This window comes from Streptomyces sp. NPDC014894, from assembly GCF_043080985.1.
Lineage (GTDB): Bacteria > Actinomycetota > Actinomycetes > Streptomycetales > Streptomycetaceae > Streptomyces.
The window spans coordinates 51,662-68,562 of the sequence record NZ_JBIBWD010000021.1 but is presented as its reverse complement, the minus strand read 5'-3'; the positions used below and the strand labels follow the sequence as shown (position 1 = coordinate 68,562).

The window sequence follows — 16,901 nt, the reverse complement described above, 5'->3', positions numbered from 1 at the left end:
AGTGAGGACGCCGGGACGCAATCTCCACCACATCGACACAAGAGGCGCACCTCCGCTTTACCGTTTGCGGGGAGTTTGGTACGTACCTTTCCGGACAAGTACGGTCACCGCCCGCCCCCGCCGTCCCCCGCCCGCCCGTACGGGACGCCGGTTCCGGCGCCGTACCGGATACGGACACCCGCCCCCGGACCCACTGTGCCCCGCGCCCCCGGACTGAGACGATCACCCGGTGACCTCGTCTGCGATACGCCCCTTCCGCGCCCGCCCCTGCACCCTCGTCGTCTGCCGGGGCTGCTGCTGCGGCAGCGCCCGCAAGCACCCCGGCACCGACCACGACGGTCAGCTGGACCGGCTCCGCGAGGCCGCCGCCGCGTCCGGGGGACGGCTGGAGATCCGTACGAGCGAGTGCCTCGGACCCTGCGCCCAGGCCAATGTGATCGTCGTCCAGCCCTCCTCCGAGGGCCGCCGCCGGGGAGCCCGCGCCACCTGGATCGGCTGGGCCCTCGACGACGACGCGCTCGACGACGTCGTCGCCTGGGCCGAGGCGGGCGGCCCCGGACTCGCCGAACCGCCCGCGTCCCTCACCCTCCAGACCATCCCGGCCCCGGCCCCCGTGAAGCGCCGCCGCTGAGCCGCGCCGGGCCCCGGCCGGCCGCGCCCGGCGTCGTGCGCGCGGGCCGGTCGGTCGGTCGGTCAGACCTCGCCGTCCAGCACCACGCGCTCCTCGCCCGCGTACACGTTCATCCCCGTACCCCGCAGAAACCCGACCAGCGTCAGGCCGTTCTCCGCCGCCAGATCGACCGCCAGCGACGACGGGGCGGACACCGCCGCGAGCATCGGCACCCCGGCCATCACCGCCTTCTGCGCCAGCTCGAACGACGCCCGGCCCGACACCAGCAGAATCGCCCGCGACAGCGGCAGCCCGCCCCCGGCCAGCGCCCGCCCCACCAGCTTGTCCACCGCGTTGTGCCGTCCCACGTCCTCCCGGACGTCGAGCAGCTCCCCGTCCTCCGAGAAGAGCGCGGCGGCGTGCAGACCGCCGGTCCGGTCGAAGACCCGCTGGGCCTCCCGCAGCCGGTCGGGGAGGGCGCTGAGCAGCGACGGAGCGACCCGCAGCCGGGGAGCGTCCGCGATCGCGAACCGCGCCGTGGTGCGCACCGCGTCCAGACTCGCCTTGCCGCACAGCCCGCACGACGACGTGGTGTACACATGGCGCTCCAGACTGATGTCCGGGACCGTCACCCCGGGCGCGAGCGTCACATTCACCACGTTGTACGTGTTCACGCCCTCGGCCGTCGCCCCGGCGCAGTACGCGATCGTCCGCACCTCGTCCGCCGCCCCGATCACCCCCTCGCTGACCAGGAAGCCGGTCGCGAGCGCGAAGTCGTCGCCCGGGGTGCGCATGGTGATCGCGAGCGGCTTCCCGTTCAGCCGGATCTCCAGCGGCTCCTCCGCCACCAGGGTGTCGGGACGGGTCGAGACCACGCCGTCCCGGATGCGGATGACGCGGCGGCGCTCGGTGAGCCGTCCCATGATGATCAGTCCCGATTCTTCGGCGCGGTGCTCCGGACCGCCCCATTCTCACCGACGGCGGGCCCCCGGAGGCCGGGGAGGGGGACCCACCGGTACCGTCACTCTTCGGGAAGCTCCAAATTCACGGGGCCCATCCTGTGGGATCACCTGCCGCCGTACCGGTTGGTAGCAGCGAAGACTGGGGCATTCCACTGCCCGCACGGAGGGGACCCGCCATGACAGGTTCACGCATCACCGCCCTCGGGCACTACCAACCGGCCGCCGTGCTCACCAATGAGCACCTCGCCGCCCTGGTCGACACCAGCGACGAGTGGATCCGCAGCCGCGTGGGCATCGAGACCCGCCACACCGCCGCGGACGACGAGCCCGTCGACGAACTGGCCGCGCACGCCGGCGCCAAGGCGCTCGCCTCCGCCGGGCTCAGCCCCCAGGACATCGGCATGGTCCTGGTCGCCACCTCCACCGCCATCGACCGCTCCCCGAACACGGCCGCCCGCGTCGCCGCCCGGCTGGGCATGGAGTCCCCGGCGGTCATGGACGTCAACGTGGTCTGCGCCGGCTTCACCCACGCCCTCGCCACGGCCGACCACACCGTACGGGCCGGGGCCGCCGAGCGGGTCCTCGTGATCGGCGCGGACAAGATGACCGCCGTCACCGACTGGACCGACCGCACCACCTGCGTCCTGGTCGGCGACGGCGCGGGCGCCGCGGTCGTCGAGGCCGTCCCGGAGGGCGAGGAGCCCGGCATCGGGCCCGTGCTCTGGGGCTCGGTCCCCTCGATGGGCCACGCGGTACGGATCGAGGGCACCCCGCCCCGGTTCGCCCAGGAGGGCCAGTCCGTCTACCGCTGGGCCACCACCCAGCTGCCCCCCATCGCCCGCAAGGTCTGCGAGCGCGGCGGCGTCCGCCCCGAGGACCTCGCGGCCGTCGTCCTGCACCAGGCCAATCTGCGGATCATCGAGCCGGTCGCGCACAAGATCGGCGCGGTCAACGCGGTCATCGCCCGCGACGTCGTCGAGTCCGGCAACACCTCGGCCGCCTCCATCCCGATGGCGCTCGCCAAACTCGCCGAGCGCGGGGAGATCTCCTCGGGCGATCCGGTGCTGCTCTTCGGCTTCGGCGGCAATCTGTCCTACGCGGGCCAGATCATCCGCTGCCCCTGAGCCGCCGGCCGCCCGGCAGGCGAGGAGACCCATGACCGCTGTGACCAGCGCCGGACTGCTGCTCTTCCGCGGCCGGGACGCGGACCTCGAAGTCCTCATCGGCCATATGGGCGGACCGTTCTGGGAAGGCCGCGACGAGGGGGCCTGGTCGGTGCCGAAGGGGCAGTACACCCCGGAGGAAGAGGCGCGCGCGGCCGCCCGCCGGGAGTTCCAGGAGGAGCTGGGCCTCGCCCCGCCCGACGGCGCGTGGCTGCCGCTCGGCGAAGCCCGCCAGCGCAACGGCAAGATCGTCACCGTCTGGGCGCTCGACGGGGACCTCGACACCGACCTCGTCGTCCCCGGCCTCTTCACCATGGAGTGGCCCCCGCGCTCCGGCCGCCTCCAGGAGTTCCCCGAGATCGACCGCGCCCAGTGGTGCGGACCGGACGAGGCCCGCCGCAAGCTCGTCGCCGGCCAGCGCGTCTTCCTCGACCGCCTGATTTCCCTCCCCGAGACCCGCAGCCGCTGACCTTCCCGCGCCCCCGCTGTCCTCCCGCGCCTGCTGGCGCGTCCCCGCGCCCGCCTGCCTTTCCGCCTCCGCCCCGCCTCCGCCCCGCCCTCCGGGCCACGGCCCGACCGGTCGCCGGGTCCGTCGGAGCACCCCCCTTTGTCCTGGGTGTGGATGAAGTCGCATCGGATCTCTGCGCAAGTTCTTCCCCCTCCGGGAAAGCGCTGCTACGTTCGGTTCAAAGCCGGATCGCCGAGCCGCATCGGGTTCCCCGCGCCGAAGGCCGGGGGATGGGAGGGGCAGTTGAGACGGATGACCGCTCGACCCGCGAACGCGCACCAGGCCCGGCTGCTCCGGCTGCTGCGCGACGGAGGGCCCAACTCCCGCGCCCAGCTCGGCGATCTCGTCGACCTCTCCCGCTCCAAGCTCGCCGTCGAGGTCGACCGGCTCCTGGAGACCGGACTCGTCGTCGCCGACGGGCTCGCCGCCTCACGCGGCGGACGCCGCTCCCACAACATCCGGCTCGCCCCCGAACTGCGCTTCCTCGGCGTCGACATAGGAGCCACCTCCATCGACGTCGCGGTCACCAACGCGGAACTGGAGGTCCTCGGCCATCTCAACCACCCCATGGACGTACGCGAAGGACCCGTCGCCGTCTTCGAGCAGGCCCTGTCGATGGCGGCCAAACTCAGAGCCACCGGACTCGCCGAGGAATTCGACGGCGCGGGCATCGGAGTCCCCGGGCCCGTCCGCTTCCCCGAGGGCGTCCCCGTGGCCCCGCCGATCATGCCCGGCTGGGACGGCTTCCCCGTACGCGAGGCCCTCAGCCAGGACCTCGGCTGCCCCGTCATGGTCGACAACGACGTGAATCTGATGGCGATGGGGGAGCAGCACGCCGGAGTCGCCCGCTCCGTCGCCGACTTCCTCTGCGTCAAGATAGGCACCGGCATCGGCTGCGGCATCGTCGTCGGCGGAGAGGTCTACCGAGGCACGACGGGCAGCGCCGGCGACATCGGGCACATCCAGGTCGACCCCGGCGGGCGGCTCTGCGCCTGCGGCAACCAGGGCTGTCTGGAGGCGCACTTCAGCGGCGCGGCGCTCGCCCGCGACGCCGAGGAGGCCGCCCGCTCCGGCCGCTCCCCGGAACTCGCCGAGCGGCTCGCCGCCGCCGGCTCCCTGAACGCCGCCGACGTCGCCGCGGCGGCGGCCGCGGGCGACGCCGCCTCGCTCCGCCTCATCCGCGACGGCGGCAACCGCGTCGGCCAGGTCGTCGCCGGACTCGTCAGCTTCTTCAACCCCGGGCTGGTGGTGATCGGCGGCGGGGTGACCGGCCTCGGACACACCCTCCTCGCCAGCGTACGGACCCAGGTCTACCGCCGGTCGCTGCCATTGGCGACCGGCAATCTCCCCATCGTCCTCGGCGAGCTGGGGCAGATCGCCGGAGTCACCGGCGCGGCCCGGCTCATCAGCGACCACCTCTTCTCCCCGGCCTGAACCCTCCCGGGGCCACGACCGATCCACCGACCCACCGGCCCGACGGGGTCACGGGCCCGGCCGACCGTGCCACGGGCCCGCCGGACCCGCCGGCCTGAGCAACGACTGGCTCGACCGATCCACCGGTTCAACCGTCCCCTCCGCCTGGCGCGTCCCACGGGCTCGTCCCACCGACCGGATCGACCGGTCCCAGGGGCGCTACCGACCACCGGCTCGACCGATCCACCCGGCCCGGCACACTCCACGGGCTCGACCGATCCACCGGCCTGACCGACCCCACGGGCCCGACCGGCCCACCGGCCCCGCCCCCAGCCCATCGCCCCGGCTCCCACCGCACCGCCCCGGCTCCCACCGCATCGCCCCGGATCCCGCAGGATCCGGCCCGTCCGGCTCCGGCGTGCGCGGCCGGACCGGACAGGACCGGACCGCCGCAGGAATCCGCCCCGGCCCCCCGCCGACGTACCCCCGCCGCCCGGACCACCCGGCCGGACCGATCGCCCGGACCGACCGGCCCGGCGGCCCCAGCGAACCCTCAACCCTCCGTGCTCAACGACCCCATCCGCCGAGGGGATCTGTCATGGCACCAGCACCGCCCCTGCTCACCATGAACGGCATCACCAAAACCTTCCCCGGCGTCCGCGCCCTCGACGGCGTCGATCTCGACGTCCGCGCCGGCGAGGTCCACTGCCTCCTCGGACAGAACGGCGCGGGCAAATCCACCCTCATCAAAGTCCTCGCCGGAGCCCACCGCCCCGACAGCGGCACCATCCGCTGGCGCGGCGAGCCGGCCGCCCTCACCTCGCCCATCGCCGCCATGCGGCTCGGCATCGCCACCATCTACCAGGAACTCGACCTCGTCGAAGGACTCTCCGTCGCCGAGAACGTGCACCTCGGCCACGAACCCACCACCGCCAAATTCATCGTCCGCGCCAAGGACGCCCGCACCGCGACCGCGCGCCTCCTCGCCCGGCTCGGCCACCCCGAGATCGACCCCGGCCGGCTCGTCGGCGACCTCCCCGCCGCCCAGCGGCAGATCGTCTCCATGGCCCGCGCCCTCTCCCACGACGTACGCCTCATCGTCATGGACGAACCCACCGCCTCCCTCGACCCCGACGAGGTCGACAACCTCTTCCGCGTCGTCTCCGGCCTCACCGCCGACGGCGTCGCCGTCGTCCACATCTCCCACCGCCTCGAAGAGATCCGCCGCATCGGCGACCGCGTCACCGTCCTCAAGGACGGCCGGGCCGTCGCGGGCGGACTCCCCGCCAGAACCACCCCCACCCGGGACATCGTCGCCCTGATGACCGGACGCGACGTCACCCATGTCTTCCCCGCCCGCCCCCCGCGCCCCACCGCCCCCGAGGCCGACCCCGTACCCCCGGTCCTCAGCGTCCAAGGACTCGCCCGGCGCGGCGAATTCACCCCCGTCGACCTCGAACTCCGCCCCGGAGAGATCGTCGGACTCGCCGGACTCGTCGGCTCCGGACGCTCCGAGATCCTGGAGACGATCTACGGCGCCCGCACCCCCACCGCCGGACGCGTCCTCGTCGACGGCGCCCCGCTGCGCCCCGGCAGCGTCCGCTCCGCCGTCCGCGCCGGAATCGGACTCGCCCCCGAGGAGCGCAAGGCCCAGGGCCTCCTCCTCATGGAATCCGTCACCCGCAACGTCTCCCTCGCCTCACTGCCCCGATTCGCCCGCGCCGGCTGGGTCGACCGCGCCGCCGAACGCGCCGCCGCACAGCGCGCCACCAGAGAACTCTCCCTGCGCCCCGACCGACCCGACACCGCCGTCCGCACCCTCTCCGGAGGCAATCAGCAAAAGGCCGTGCTCGCCCGCTGGCTGCTGCGCGGCTGCCGCGTGCTCCTCCTGGACGAGCCCACCCGGGGCGTCGACGTCGGAGCGCGCGCCGAGCTGTACGCGGTGATCCGCCGGCTCGCCGGCGAAGGGCTCGCCGTCCTCCTCGTCTCCAGCGAGGTGCCCGAAGTGCTCGGCCTCGCCGACCGGGTGCTCGTCCTGCGCGAGGGAACCGTCGTGCACACCGCCGACGCCCGCGACCTCGACGAGCACCGCGTACTCGACCTCGTGATGGAAGGGAGCCCGCAGCCATGACCGAGCCCGCCTCTCCGGCGCACCGGGACGCACCCGTCGACCTCGGCAAGACCCCGCCCGCCCCGCGCGAGGACACCCGCCCCGCGCGCGCCTCGCGCCCCGACGTCCGCACCCTCTCCCTCCTCGGCGTCCTCGCCGCCCTGATCGTCGTCGGCGGCCTCACCAAACCCGACGAGTTCCTCGCCACCAGCAACCTCCAGCTCGTCCTCACCCAGGCCTCCGTCATCGGCGTCGTCACCGTCGGCATGACCTTCGTCATCACCAGCGGCGGCATCGATCTGTCGGTCGGCGCGATCGTCGCCCTGGCCTCCGTCTGGGCCACCACCGTCGCCACCCAGGAGTACGGATTCGCCGGCATCCTCTTCACCGCCGTCGCCGTCGGCGTCGGCTGCGGACTCGTGAACGGACTCCTCATCGCCTACGGAGGGATGGTGCCGTTCATCGCGACCATCGCGATGCTCGCCTCCGCCCGAGGACTCGCCCTCCAGATCACCGACGGCAAGACCCAGATCGTCACCGTCGACGCGGTCCTCGAACTCGGCGTCAAGGACGCCAACATCCTCGGCGTCCCGCCCCTCGTCCTCGTCTTCGCGGCCGTCGTCGTCATCGGCCGCCTGCTGCTGAAACGCACCACCTTCGGCCGCCGCACCCTCGCCGTCGGCGGCAACGCCGAAGCCGCCCGCCTCGCCGGCATCGACGTCCGCCGCCAGCGGCTCCAGCTCTATCTGCTCTCCGGGCTCTGCTGCGGCATCGCCGCCTTCATGCTCATCGTGCTCTCCGGCTCCGGCCAGAACACCAACGGCAATCTGTACGAGCTGGACGCCATCGCCGCCGCCATCATCGGCGGCACCCTCCTCAGCGGCGGCCGGGGCACCGTCGCCGGCTCCGTACTCGGCGTACTGATCTTCACCACGATCACCAACATCTTCGCCCTCAACAACCTGGAGAGCGCCGTCCAGCAGATCGCCAAGGGCGCGATCATCGTCGCCGCCGTCCTCGTGCAACACCGCACCCTGCGCGGCTCCGGCCAGAGCTGAACCCCGCCCGCCCCGCTCCACACCCGCCCCGCCCTGTCCCGCACAGCCCGTCCGACACCAACCGAAGGCCGGTCCCGCCATGCCACAGAGCCCCCTCCCCAGCCGCAGAAGACTCCTCCTCGGCACCGCGGCCGTCTCCGCCGGCGCCGTCCTCACCGGCTGCACCAGCAACGAACCCGCGAAGAAGGACACCGAGACCAGCCGCGCGCCCGCCGCCGACGACCGGCCCGGCAAAGCCGTCACCATCGGCTTCGCCGGACCCCAGGCCGACCACGGCTGGCTCAACGCCATCAACGACAACGCCCGCGCCCGCGCCAAGACCTACGCCGACGTCACCCTGGAGATCACCGAAGGCTCCAACGACACCGCGGCCCAGATCGGCCAGATCCAGACCCTGATCAACAAAAAGGTCGACGTCCTCGTCATCCTCCCCGCCGACGGCAAAGCCCTCACCCAGGTCGGACTCCAGGCCATGAAGGCCGGCATCCCCGTCATCAACCTCGACCGCGTCTTCGCCTCCCCCCAGGCCCACCGCTGCTGGATCGGCGGCGACAACTACGGCATGGGCCTCAACGCCGGCCGCTACATCGGCGAACGCCTCAAGGACAAGGCCGACGCCAAAGTCATCGAACTCGCCGGAGTCGACAACCTCGAACTCACCAAACAGCGCACCCAGGGCTTCGACGACGCCCTCAAGAACTACCCCAACATCACCAAAGTCGCCCGCCAGGCCGCCGACTTCACCGTCGAGTCCGGCCAGGCCAAAATGGCCCAGCTGCTCCAGGCCCAGCGCCGGTTCGACGCCCTGTGGAACCACGACGACGACCAGGGAGTCGGCGCGCTGCGCGCCATCGCCCAGGCCGGCCGCGACGACTTCCTGATGGTCGGCGGCGCCGGAGCCAGATCCGCCATGGACGCCATCAAGGCCGACGACAGCGTCCTCAAGGCCACCGTCCTCTACCCGCCGACGATGTCCGCCTCCGCCATCGACATCGCCCGCGCCGTCGCCCAGGGCAAGGGCGTGGGCGGGCTGTCCGAACTGGAGATCCCCGCCTCCATCACCCTCTACTCGGCCGTCGTCACCAAGGACAACGTCGACGAGTACCTGCCCACCGGCTTCAGCTGACCGGCGCGCCCGCCCCCGCCGCCGAGCACACCGACGAGGACGACCGGAGGAACCGTATGCAACAGAGGGACAGTGAGGCCGCACCGCCGACACTCGGCGTCGGCATGGTCGGATACGCGTTCATGGGAGCCGCCCACTCACAGGGCTGGCGCACCGTCTCCCGCGCCTTCGACCTCCCGATGCGGCCGGTCCTCGCCGCCGTCGCGGGCCGCGATCCCTCCGCCGTGCGCGCCGCGGCCGAGCGCCACGGCTGGGCCGCGGCGGAGACCGACTGGCGCGCCCTCGTCGCCCGGGACGATGTGCAGCTGGTCGACATCTGCACCCCGGGCGACCTCCACGCGGAGATCGCCGTCGCCGCCCTGGAGGCGGGCAAGCACGTCCTGTGCGAGAAACCCCTCGCCAACACCGTCGCCGAGGCCGAGGCCATGTGCGCGGCCGCCGACCGCGCCCGCGCCCGGGGCCAGATCGCCATGGTCGGCTTCAACTACCGCCGCGTGCCCGCCGTCGCCCACGCCCGGCGGCTGATCGCCGAGGGCCGCCTCGGAACGCTGCGCCATCTCCGCTTCACCTATCTCCAGGACTGGCTGGTCGACCCGGCCGCCCCGCTCACCTGGCGGCTCAGACGGGAACACGCCGGCTCCGGAGCCCTCGGCGACCTCGGCGCGCACATCGTCGACCTCGCCCAGCACCTGGCCGGAGAACCGCTCACCGGGGTCAGCGCGCTCACCCACACCTTCGTCCGGGAACGCCCCCTGCCGCCGCGGAACGTCCCCGGCGCCGGAACGGGCATGGGCGCGGGGACGATGACCGCCGCCCGCGGGACCGTCACCGTCGACGACGCCGCCCTCTTCCACGGACGCCTCGCCTCCGGCGCCCTGGCCTCCTTCGAGGCCAGCCGGATGGCGTCCGGCCGAAAGAACGCCCTCCGCTTCGAGATCAACGGCGAACACGGCTCCCTCGCCTTCGATCTCGAACGGCTCAACGAACTCTCCTTCCACGACCACACCGAACCCGCCGCCAACTCCGGCTTCCGCCGCATCCTCGTCACCGAACCCGACCACCCCTACCTCCGCGGCTGGTGGCCCCCCGGCCACGCCCTCGGCTACGAGCACACCTTCACCCACCAGGCCCGCGACCTGATCGAGGCGATCGCCCACGGCGCGGAGCCCGCCCCCTCCTTCGCGGACGGGCTCCAGGTCCAGCGGGTACTGGCCGCCGTCGAGGAGAGCGCCGAGAAGAACGCCGTCCACACCGCCGTACCGCCCATGCCCTGACCCGCACCGGAAACCACCGCGCAGGAACGAGAGAGGGAGGCGAGGCGCCATGCCACGTCCGTTCACACTCTTCACCGGCCAGTGGGCCGATCTGCCCCTGGAGGAGGTGTGCCGCCTCGCCCGCGACTTCGGCTACGACGGACTCGAACTCGCCTGCTGGGGCGACCACTTCGAAGTCGACCGGGCGCTCGCCGACCCCGGCTACCTCCCCGGCCGGCACGCCCTCCTGGAGAAGTACGGCCTGCGCTGCTGGGCCGTCTCCAACCACCTCGTCGGCCAGGCCGTCTGCGACGACCCCATCGACGAACGCCACCGCGCCATCCTCCCCGCCAGAATCTGGGGCGACGGCACACCCGAAGGCGTCCGCACCCGCGCCGCCGCCGAAATCCAGGACACCGCCCGCGCCGCCGCCGCCTTCGGCGTCGACACCGTCGTCGGATTCACCGGATCCTCCATCTGGCACCTCCTCGCCCTCTTCCCGCCCGTACCCCAGACGATGATCGACCGCGGCTACGACGACTTCGCCGCACGCTGGAACCCCATCCTCGACGTCTTCGACGCCGAAGGAGTCCGCTTCGCCCACGAGGTCCACCCCAGCGAGATCGCCTACGACTACTGGACCACCCGGCGCGCCCTCGCCGCCGTCGGCGACCGCCCCGCCTTCGGCCTGAACTTCGACCCCAGCCACTTCATGTGGCAGGACCTCGACCCGGTCGGCTTCCTCTACGACTTCCGCGACCGCATCTACCACGTCGACTGCAAAGACGCCCGCCGCCGGCTCGACGGCCGCAACGGCCGGCTCGGCTCCCATCTGCCCTGGGGCGACCCCAGGCGCGGCTGGGACTTCGTCTCCGCCGGACACGGCGACGTCCCCTGGGAAGACGTATTCCGGATGCTGCGCTCCATCGGCTACCGGGGGCCGATCTCCGTGGAGTGGGAAGACCCCGGAATGGACCGGCTGACCGGCGCGCCCGAGGCGCTGGCCCACCTCCGGCAGTTCGACTTCGAGCCGCCCGCCGCCTCCTTCGACGCCGCCTTCGGCGCCGGCGACTGACCCCGCCGGGGCCCGCCGCGACCCACCGGTGCAGGCCCGACGCCCATCGACGCAGGTCCGAGGCCCCGGCGGCGCAGGTCCGAGGCCCGGCGGCCGGATCCGCCGCCGGGCCGGTCCGCCCTGCCCGGAACCGCTTTGTCCTGTGGCGGGAAAAAGATGAACTTAGGCCCCGCGCAAGGGCTATGCGACCCGGACCTACGCGTCTACCGTCCCAGATGTGTACTGCACCTAGCTGGTTCCGGTGTGACGGCGCACTCCGGTTCCACGGCACTCCCGCCCGTTCGACCGGTCCACTCCGGAGGAGACACGTGCACCCGAACCCGCACCGTAACCCCCCTGCCCGAAGGACAAGACCACGAGCGCGCAAGGCGTTCGCACTCGTCACCGGCCTCCTGCTCGCCGCCTCCACCCTCGCCATCGCCCCGTCCCCCGCCGCCGCCGAAACCGCCCCGGACCCGGCGGCCGAACAGTTCCAGCAAGTCACCCTCGCCAAGGGCGCGGCCGAGACCGGCGAACCGATATCGCTCGCCGTCCTGCCCGACCGCAGCGTCCTCCACACCTCACGCAACGGCGAACTGCGGCTCACCGACAGCGCCGGCACCACCCGGATCGCCGGCACCGTCCCCGTCTACACCCACGACGAAGAGGGCCTCCAGGGCATCGGCCTCGACCCCGGATTCAGCCAGAACCGCTTCATCTACCTCTACTACGCGCCGCCCCTCGACACCCCCCAGGGCGACGCCCCCGCCGACGGCACCGCCGCCGACTTCGCCCGCTTCGACGGAGTGAACCGGCTCTCCCGCTTCGTCCTCAAGCCCGACGGCACCCTCGACAACGCCAGCGAGAAGAAGATCCTCGACATCCCGGCGACCCGCGGCATCTGCTGTCACGTCGGCGGCGACATCGACTTCGACGCCCAGGGCAACCTCTATCTGTCGACCGGCGACGACTCCAACCCCTTCGCCTCCGACGGATACACCCCCATCGACGAACGCGCCGGCCGCAACCCCGCCTACGACGCCCGCCGCACCTCCGGCAACACCAACGACCTCCGCGGAAAGCTCCTCCGCATCAAGGTCCACCCCGACGGCTCCTACACCGTCCCCGCCGGAAACCTCTTCGCCCCCGGCACCGCCAGAACCCGGCCCGAGATCTACGCCATGGGCTTCCGCAACCCCTTCCGGTTCAGCGTCGACCAGAAGACCGGCCACGTCTACCTCGGCGACTACGGCCCCGACGCCTCCGCCGCCGACCCCGCCCGCGGCCCCTCCGGCAAAGTCGGCTTCGTCCGCGTCACCGGCCCCGGCAACTTCGGCTGGCCCCTCTGCAACGTCGCCGGCGAGCCCTACGTCGACTACGACTTCGCCACCAAGACCCCAGGCGCCCCCTTCAACTGCGCCGCCCCCAGAAACGACTCCCCCCACAACACCGGCCTCACCGAACTGCCCCCCGCGCAGAAAGCGTGGATCCCCTACGACGGCGGCTCCGTACCCGCCTTCGGCACCGGATCCGAATCACCCATGGGCGGCCCCGTCTACCGCTACGACCCGGCCAACCCCTCCCCGGTGAAATTCCCCGAGGCCTACGACGGCGACTACTTCGCCGGAGAGTTCGGCCGCCGCTGGATCAAACGCATCGAACAGGGCCCCGACGGAGCCGTCACCACCATCAACCCCTTCCCCTGGACCGGCACCCAGGTCATGGACATGGCCTTCGGACCCGACGGCGCGCTCTACGTACTCGACTACGGCACCGCCTGGTTCGGCGGCGACCACAACTCCGCCCTCTACCGCATCGAGAACGCCACCGGAGGACGCTCACCCGTCGCCGAGGCCGCCGCCGACCGCACCTCCGGCAAAGCCCCGCTGCGCGTCGCCCTCTCCTCCGCCGGCACCACCGACGCCGACGGCGACCCCCTCACCCACCACTGGGACTTCGGCGACGGCACCACCTCCACCGAGGCCAACCCCACCCACGTCTACCGCGCCAACGGCACCTACACCGCCACCCACACCGCCAAGGACCCCAGCGGCCGCACCGGCTCCGCCGGCGTCCGCGTCGTCGTCGGCAACACCGCGCCCAAAGTCACCCTCCAACTCCCCGACGACGGAACCCTCTTCAGCTTCGGCGACGAGATCACCTTCAAGGTGAAGGCCACCGACGCCGAGGACGGACCCGTCGACTGCGCCAGAGTCAAAGTCAGCTACATCCTCGGCCACGACAGCCACGGCCACCCCATCACCTCCGCCAACGGCTGCACCGGCACCATCAAAACCTCCTCCGACGGCGGACACGACCCCAACGCCAACATCTTCGGAGTCCTCGACGCCGAATACACCGACTTCGGAGGCGGCGGCCAAGCACCCCTCACCACCCACGACCAGATCCAGCTCCAGCCCCGCCACCGCCAGGCCGAACACTTCACCGGCTCCGCCGGCGTCCGCACGTACAACAAAGCCACCGCCAACGGCGGCAAGACCGTCGGCGACATCCACAACGCGGACTGGATCTCCTTCAAGCCCTACAACCTCGCCGGAGCCACCAAACTCACCGCGCGCATCGCCTCCAACGGCGCCGGCGGCTTCCTCGAAGTCCGCACCGGATCCGCCGACGGCAAGCTCCTCGGAGCCAGCGTCGTCCCCGTCACCGGAGGCTGGGAGACCTTCCAGGACATCGACATCGCCCTGAGATCCGTCCCCAGAAACACCACCGAACTCTTCCTCGTCTTCAAGGGCGGCAGCGGAGCCCTCTACGACCTCGACGACTTCACCTTCTCCAACAGCCCGGCCGACCGGACCGCCAAACGCGTCCTCGTCTTCTCCAAGACCGCCGGCTACCGCCACGAATCCATCCCCACCGGCGTCGCCGCCCTCAAGGAACTCGGCAGAAGCAGCAACATCACCGTCGACTCCACCGAGACCGCCGCCCAGTTCACCACCAGCAACCTCGCCCGCTACGACGCCGTCGTCTTCCTCTCCACCACCGGCAACGTCCTCAACGCCGCCCAGCAGACCGCCTTCGAGAACTACATCGCCACCGGCGGCGCCTACCTCGGCGTCCACGCCGCCGCCGACACCGAGTACGACTGGCCCTTCTACGGCGAACTCGTCGGCGCCTACTTCAGCTCCCACCCCCGGATCCAGCCCGCCACCGTCCGCGTCGAGGACCACACCCACCCCGCCACCCAGCACCTCGGCCAGGAGTGGCAGCGCACCGACGAGTGGTACAACTACGCCGCCAACCCCAGGCCGCGCACCCGCGTCCTCGCCACCCTCGACGAAACCACCTACGACGGCGGCACCATGAACGGCGACCACCCCATCGCCTGGTGCCAGACCTACCAGGGCGGCCGCTCCTTCTACACCGGCGGCGGCCACACCAAGGACTCGTACGCCGAACCCGCCTTCCGCCAGCACCTGCTGGGCGCCCTGCGCTACGCCTCCGGACAGGTCGCCGCCGACTGCACACCGCGGACCGGCGAACGCGCCCTCTTCAACGGCAAGACCCTCAACGGCTGGAAGCAGGCCGGATCCGGCGCCTTCACCGTCGCCGACGGCGAACTGCGCGGCGAGAACGGCATGGGCCTCCTCTGGTACCAGGCCAAGGAACTCGGCTCCTACACCCTCGAACTGGACTGGAAGGTCACCGGCGACTCCAACTCCGGGATCTTCGTCGGCTTCCCCGCCTCCGACGACCCCTGGTCCGCCGTCAACCACGGCTACGAGATCCAGATCGACGCCACCGACACCCCCGACCGCACCACCGGCGCGGTCTACGGATTCAAATCGGCCGACCTCAGAGCCCGCGACCGGGCCCTGCGGCCGCCCGGACAGTGGAACACCTACGAGATCAAGGTCCGCGGTGAACGCCTCCAGGTCTTCCTGAACGGCACGAAGATCAACAGCTTCACCAACACCGACCCCGCCCGCAGCCTCGCCGACGGCCACATCGGCCTCCAGAACCACGGGCCGGACGACCGGGTCTCCTTCCGCGACATCACCATCAAGGAAGCGCGCGACTGATCCCCGCCCCGGACGACGGCGGGCGGGGAGGCGCCGTACCCCCCGCCCGCCGTCCCCCTCGTCCGTGAGCCGGCGGTGCTCCGCGTCCGGGAACCGCCCGACCCGTATCCGTGAGCCACCGGCCCCGCGCCCGCGAGAAGCAGAGCCCCGCTTCGAGATCCATCGGCCCCCACCGCGAGAAGTACGGCCCCTCTTCGAGAGCCGACAGCCCCACCACCTCTTCGAAGCCGCCAGGCAGGGAGGCAGCAGCCCGTGTCGCCGAACGAGAACCCGCCCACCGGAGTCTGGCTCGTCGGAGCCCGCGGCTCCGTCGCCACCACCGCCATCGCCGGCCGCGCCGCCGTCACCGCCGGACTGCACCCGCCCACCGGCATGATCACCGAAACCCCGCCCTTCGCCGCCGCCCGGCTGCCCGCCCTGGCCTCCCTCGTCTTCGGCGGCCACGACACCGACCCCTGCCCGCTGCCCAAACGCGCCGAGCACCTCACCGCCGCCGGCGTCCTGCCCCACGGACTCGCCGCCGCAGTCCACGCCGAACTCGCCGCCGCCGATCGCGCCGTCCGCCCCGGCGGCCCCCAGCCCGGCGACACCCGCACCGACGACGAACTCATCCGCCGCTTCGCCGCCGACATCGCCGGCTTCCGCGACCGCAACCGCCTCGCCCGGGTCGTCGTCGTCAACGTCGCCTCCACCGAGCCCGCGCCCCCGCCGGGAGCCGAGCGGCTCGCCCCCAGCTCCCTCTACGCGGCCGCCGCCCTCCGCACCGACTGCGCCTACGTCAACTTCACCCCCTCCACCGGACTCCGCGCCCCCGCCCTCGCCGACCTCGCCGCAGCGACCGGCGGACCGCCCCACGCCGGGCGCGACGGAAAGACCGGACAGACCCTGCTCCGCTCCGTCCTCGCGCCCATGTTCGTCCAGCGCGCGCTCACCGTCCGGGCCTGGTCCGGGAGCAATCTGCTGGGCGGCAACGACGGCGCGGCCCTCGCCGACCCCGCCGCGGCGGCCGCCAAGAACGCCGGCAAGGAACGCGTCCTCACCGACACCCTCGGCCACACCCCCGAGGGAGCCGTCCACATCGACGAGGTGCCCGCCCTCGGAGAGTGGAAGACCGCCTGGGACCACATCGCCTTCGACGGCTTCCTCGGCTCGCGGACGATCCTCCAGACCATCTGGCAGGGCTGCGACTCGGCCCTCGCCGCCCCGCTCGTCCTCGATCTCGCCCGGCTGGCCGCCCGCGCCCACGAGGCCGGACTCTCCGGGCCGCTGCCCCAACTCGGCTTCTACTTCAAGGACCCCGACGGCGGGCCCGCCACCCTGCACGAACAGTTCGCCGAACTCCACGCCCTCGCCCGGCGTCTGGGGGAGGCCCGATGACCACCCTCCTCGGGCGGATCGCCACACCGGCCCGCCCCCCTCGCACCGGCCCCCGCTCCCGCTCCGCCGCCCGGCGGCTCCGCGGCGCCCTCCACCGGCTGACCGGGACGGCCGCCCCCGCCCCCGCCCGCACCGCCCCCCGATCCGGACCGGGCGCCGCGCCTGGGCCCGGGCAGCCCGCGCCTGGGCCCGGACCGGTACCCGGGCCGGGACCGGGGTCCGCG

12 protein-coding genes are annotated in these 16,901 nt (G+C 72.5%); 11 read left to right on the top strand and 1 reads right to left on the bottom strand.

Translation table 11 applies throughout. From position 1 onward, the window contains the following. The first annotated feature begins 229 nt into the window (after window positions 1-229). Window positions 230-631 (top strand): (2Fe-2S) ferredoxin domain-containing protein, encoded by a 402-nt coding sequence (locus tag ACF089_RS33435; RefSeq protein ID WP_392035119.1) that lies wholly within the window; start codon window positions 230-232, stop codon window positions 629-631. 62 nt (window positions 632-693) lie between these two features. On the opposite strand, the gene fdhD is transcribed toward ACF089_RS33435, so the two are convergent. Beyond that, entirely contained in the window at window positions 694-1,533 is an 840-nt protein-coding gene (fdhD, locus tag ACF089_RS33430; protein ID WP_392035117.1) for a formate dehydrogenase accessory sulfurtransferase FdhD, read from the bottom strand. A gap of 215 nt (window positions 1,534-1,748) precedes the next feature. Between fdhD and ACF089_RS33425 the strand changes: the two genes are divergently transcribed. The 10 genes from ACF089_RS33425 (at window position 1,749) to ACF089_RS33380 (ending at window position 16,677) form a co-directional block, all read left to right on the top strand. Beyond that, window positions 1,749-2,696 (top strand): beta-ketoacyl-ACP synthase III, encoded by a 948-nt coding sequence (locus ACF089_RS33425; RefSeq protein WP_392035114.1) that lies wholly within the window; start codon window positions 1,749-1,751, stop codon window positions 2,694-2,696. Window positions 2,697-2,727: 31 nt separating this feature from the next. Continuing rightward, a complete protein-coding gene (locus ACF089_RS33420) occupies window positions 2,728-3,204 on the top strand; it encodes an NUDIX domain-containing protein (protein ID WP_392035111.1) in 477 nt (158 codons plus the stop codon). A 291-nt stretch (window positions 3,205-3,495) separates the two neighbouring features. Beyond that, window positions 3,496-4,677 (top strand): ROK family protein, encoded by a 1,182-nt coding sequence (locus ACF089_RS33415; protein WP_392035108.1) that lies wholly within the window; start codon window positions 3,496-3,498, stop codon window positions 4,675-4,677. Window positions 4,678-5,254: 577 nt separating this feature from the next. Then, entirely contained in the window at window positions 5,255-6,787 is a 1,533-nt protein-coding gene (locus ACF089_RS33410; protein ID WP_392035105.1) for a sugar ABC transporter ATP-binding protein, read from the top strand. Further along, window positions 6,784-7,824 (top strand): ABC transporter permease, encoded by a 1,041-nt coding sequence (locus ACF089_RS33405; protein WP_392035102.1) that lies wholly within the window; start codon window positions 6,784-6,786, stop codon window positions 7,822-7,824. The genes ACF089_RS33410 and ACF089_RS33405 overlap by 4 nt, the downstream gene beginning before the upstream one ends. Window positions 7,825-7,903: 79 nt before the next feature. Then, window positions 7,904-8,950, top strand: a complete 1,047-nt coding sequence (locus ACF089_RS33400) for a substrate-binding domain-containing protein (protein WP_392035099.1) — start codon at window positions 7,904-7,906, stop codon at window positions 8,948-8,950. Window positions 8,951-9,006: 56 nt separating this feature from the next. After that, the gene (locus tag ACF089_RS33395; RefSeq protein WP_392035096.1) at window positions 9,007-10,224 is read left to right on the top strand and encodes a Gfo/Idh/MocA family protein; all 1,218 of its coding nucleotides are present in this window, start codon (window positions 9,007-9,009) and stop codon (window positions 10,222-10,224) included. A 49-nt stretch (window positions 10,225-10,273) separates the two neighbouring features. Then, complete coding sequence (locus ACF089_RS33390) at window positions 10,274-11,278, top strand: sugar phosphate isomerase/epimerase family protein (RefSeq protein WP_392035093.1); 1,005 nt, start codon at window positions 10,274-10,276, stop codon at window positions 11,276-11,278. A 215-nt stretch (window positions 11,279-11,493) separates the two neighbouring features. Further along, window positions 11,494-15,300 (top strand): ThuA domain-containing protein, encoded by a 3,807-nt coding sequence (locus tag ACF089_RS33385; protein WP_392035090.1) that lies wholly within the window; start codon window positions 11,494-11,496, stop codon window positions 15,298-15,300. A 252-nt stretch (window positions 15,301-15,552) separates the two neighbouring features. Then, window positions 15,553-16,677 (top strand): inositol-3-phosphate synthase, encoded by a 1,125-nt coding sequence (locus ACF089_RS33380; protein WP_392035087.1) that lies wholly within the window; start codon window positions 15,553-15,555, stop codon window positions 16,675-16,677. Window positions 16,678-16,901: the final 224 nt, after the last annotated feature.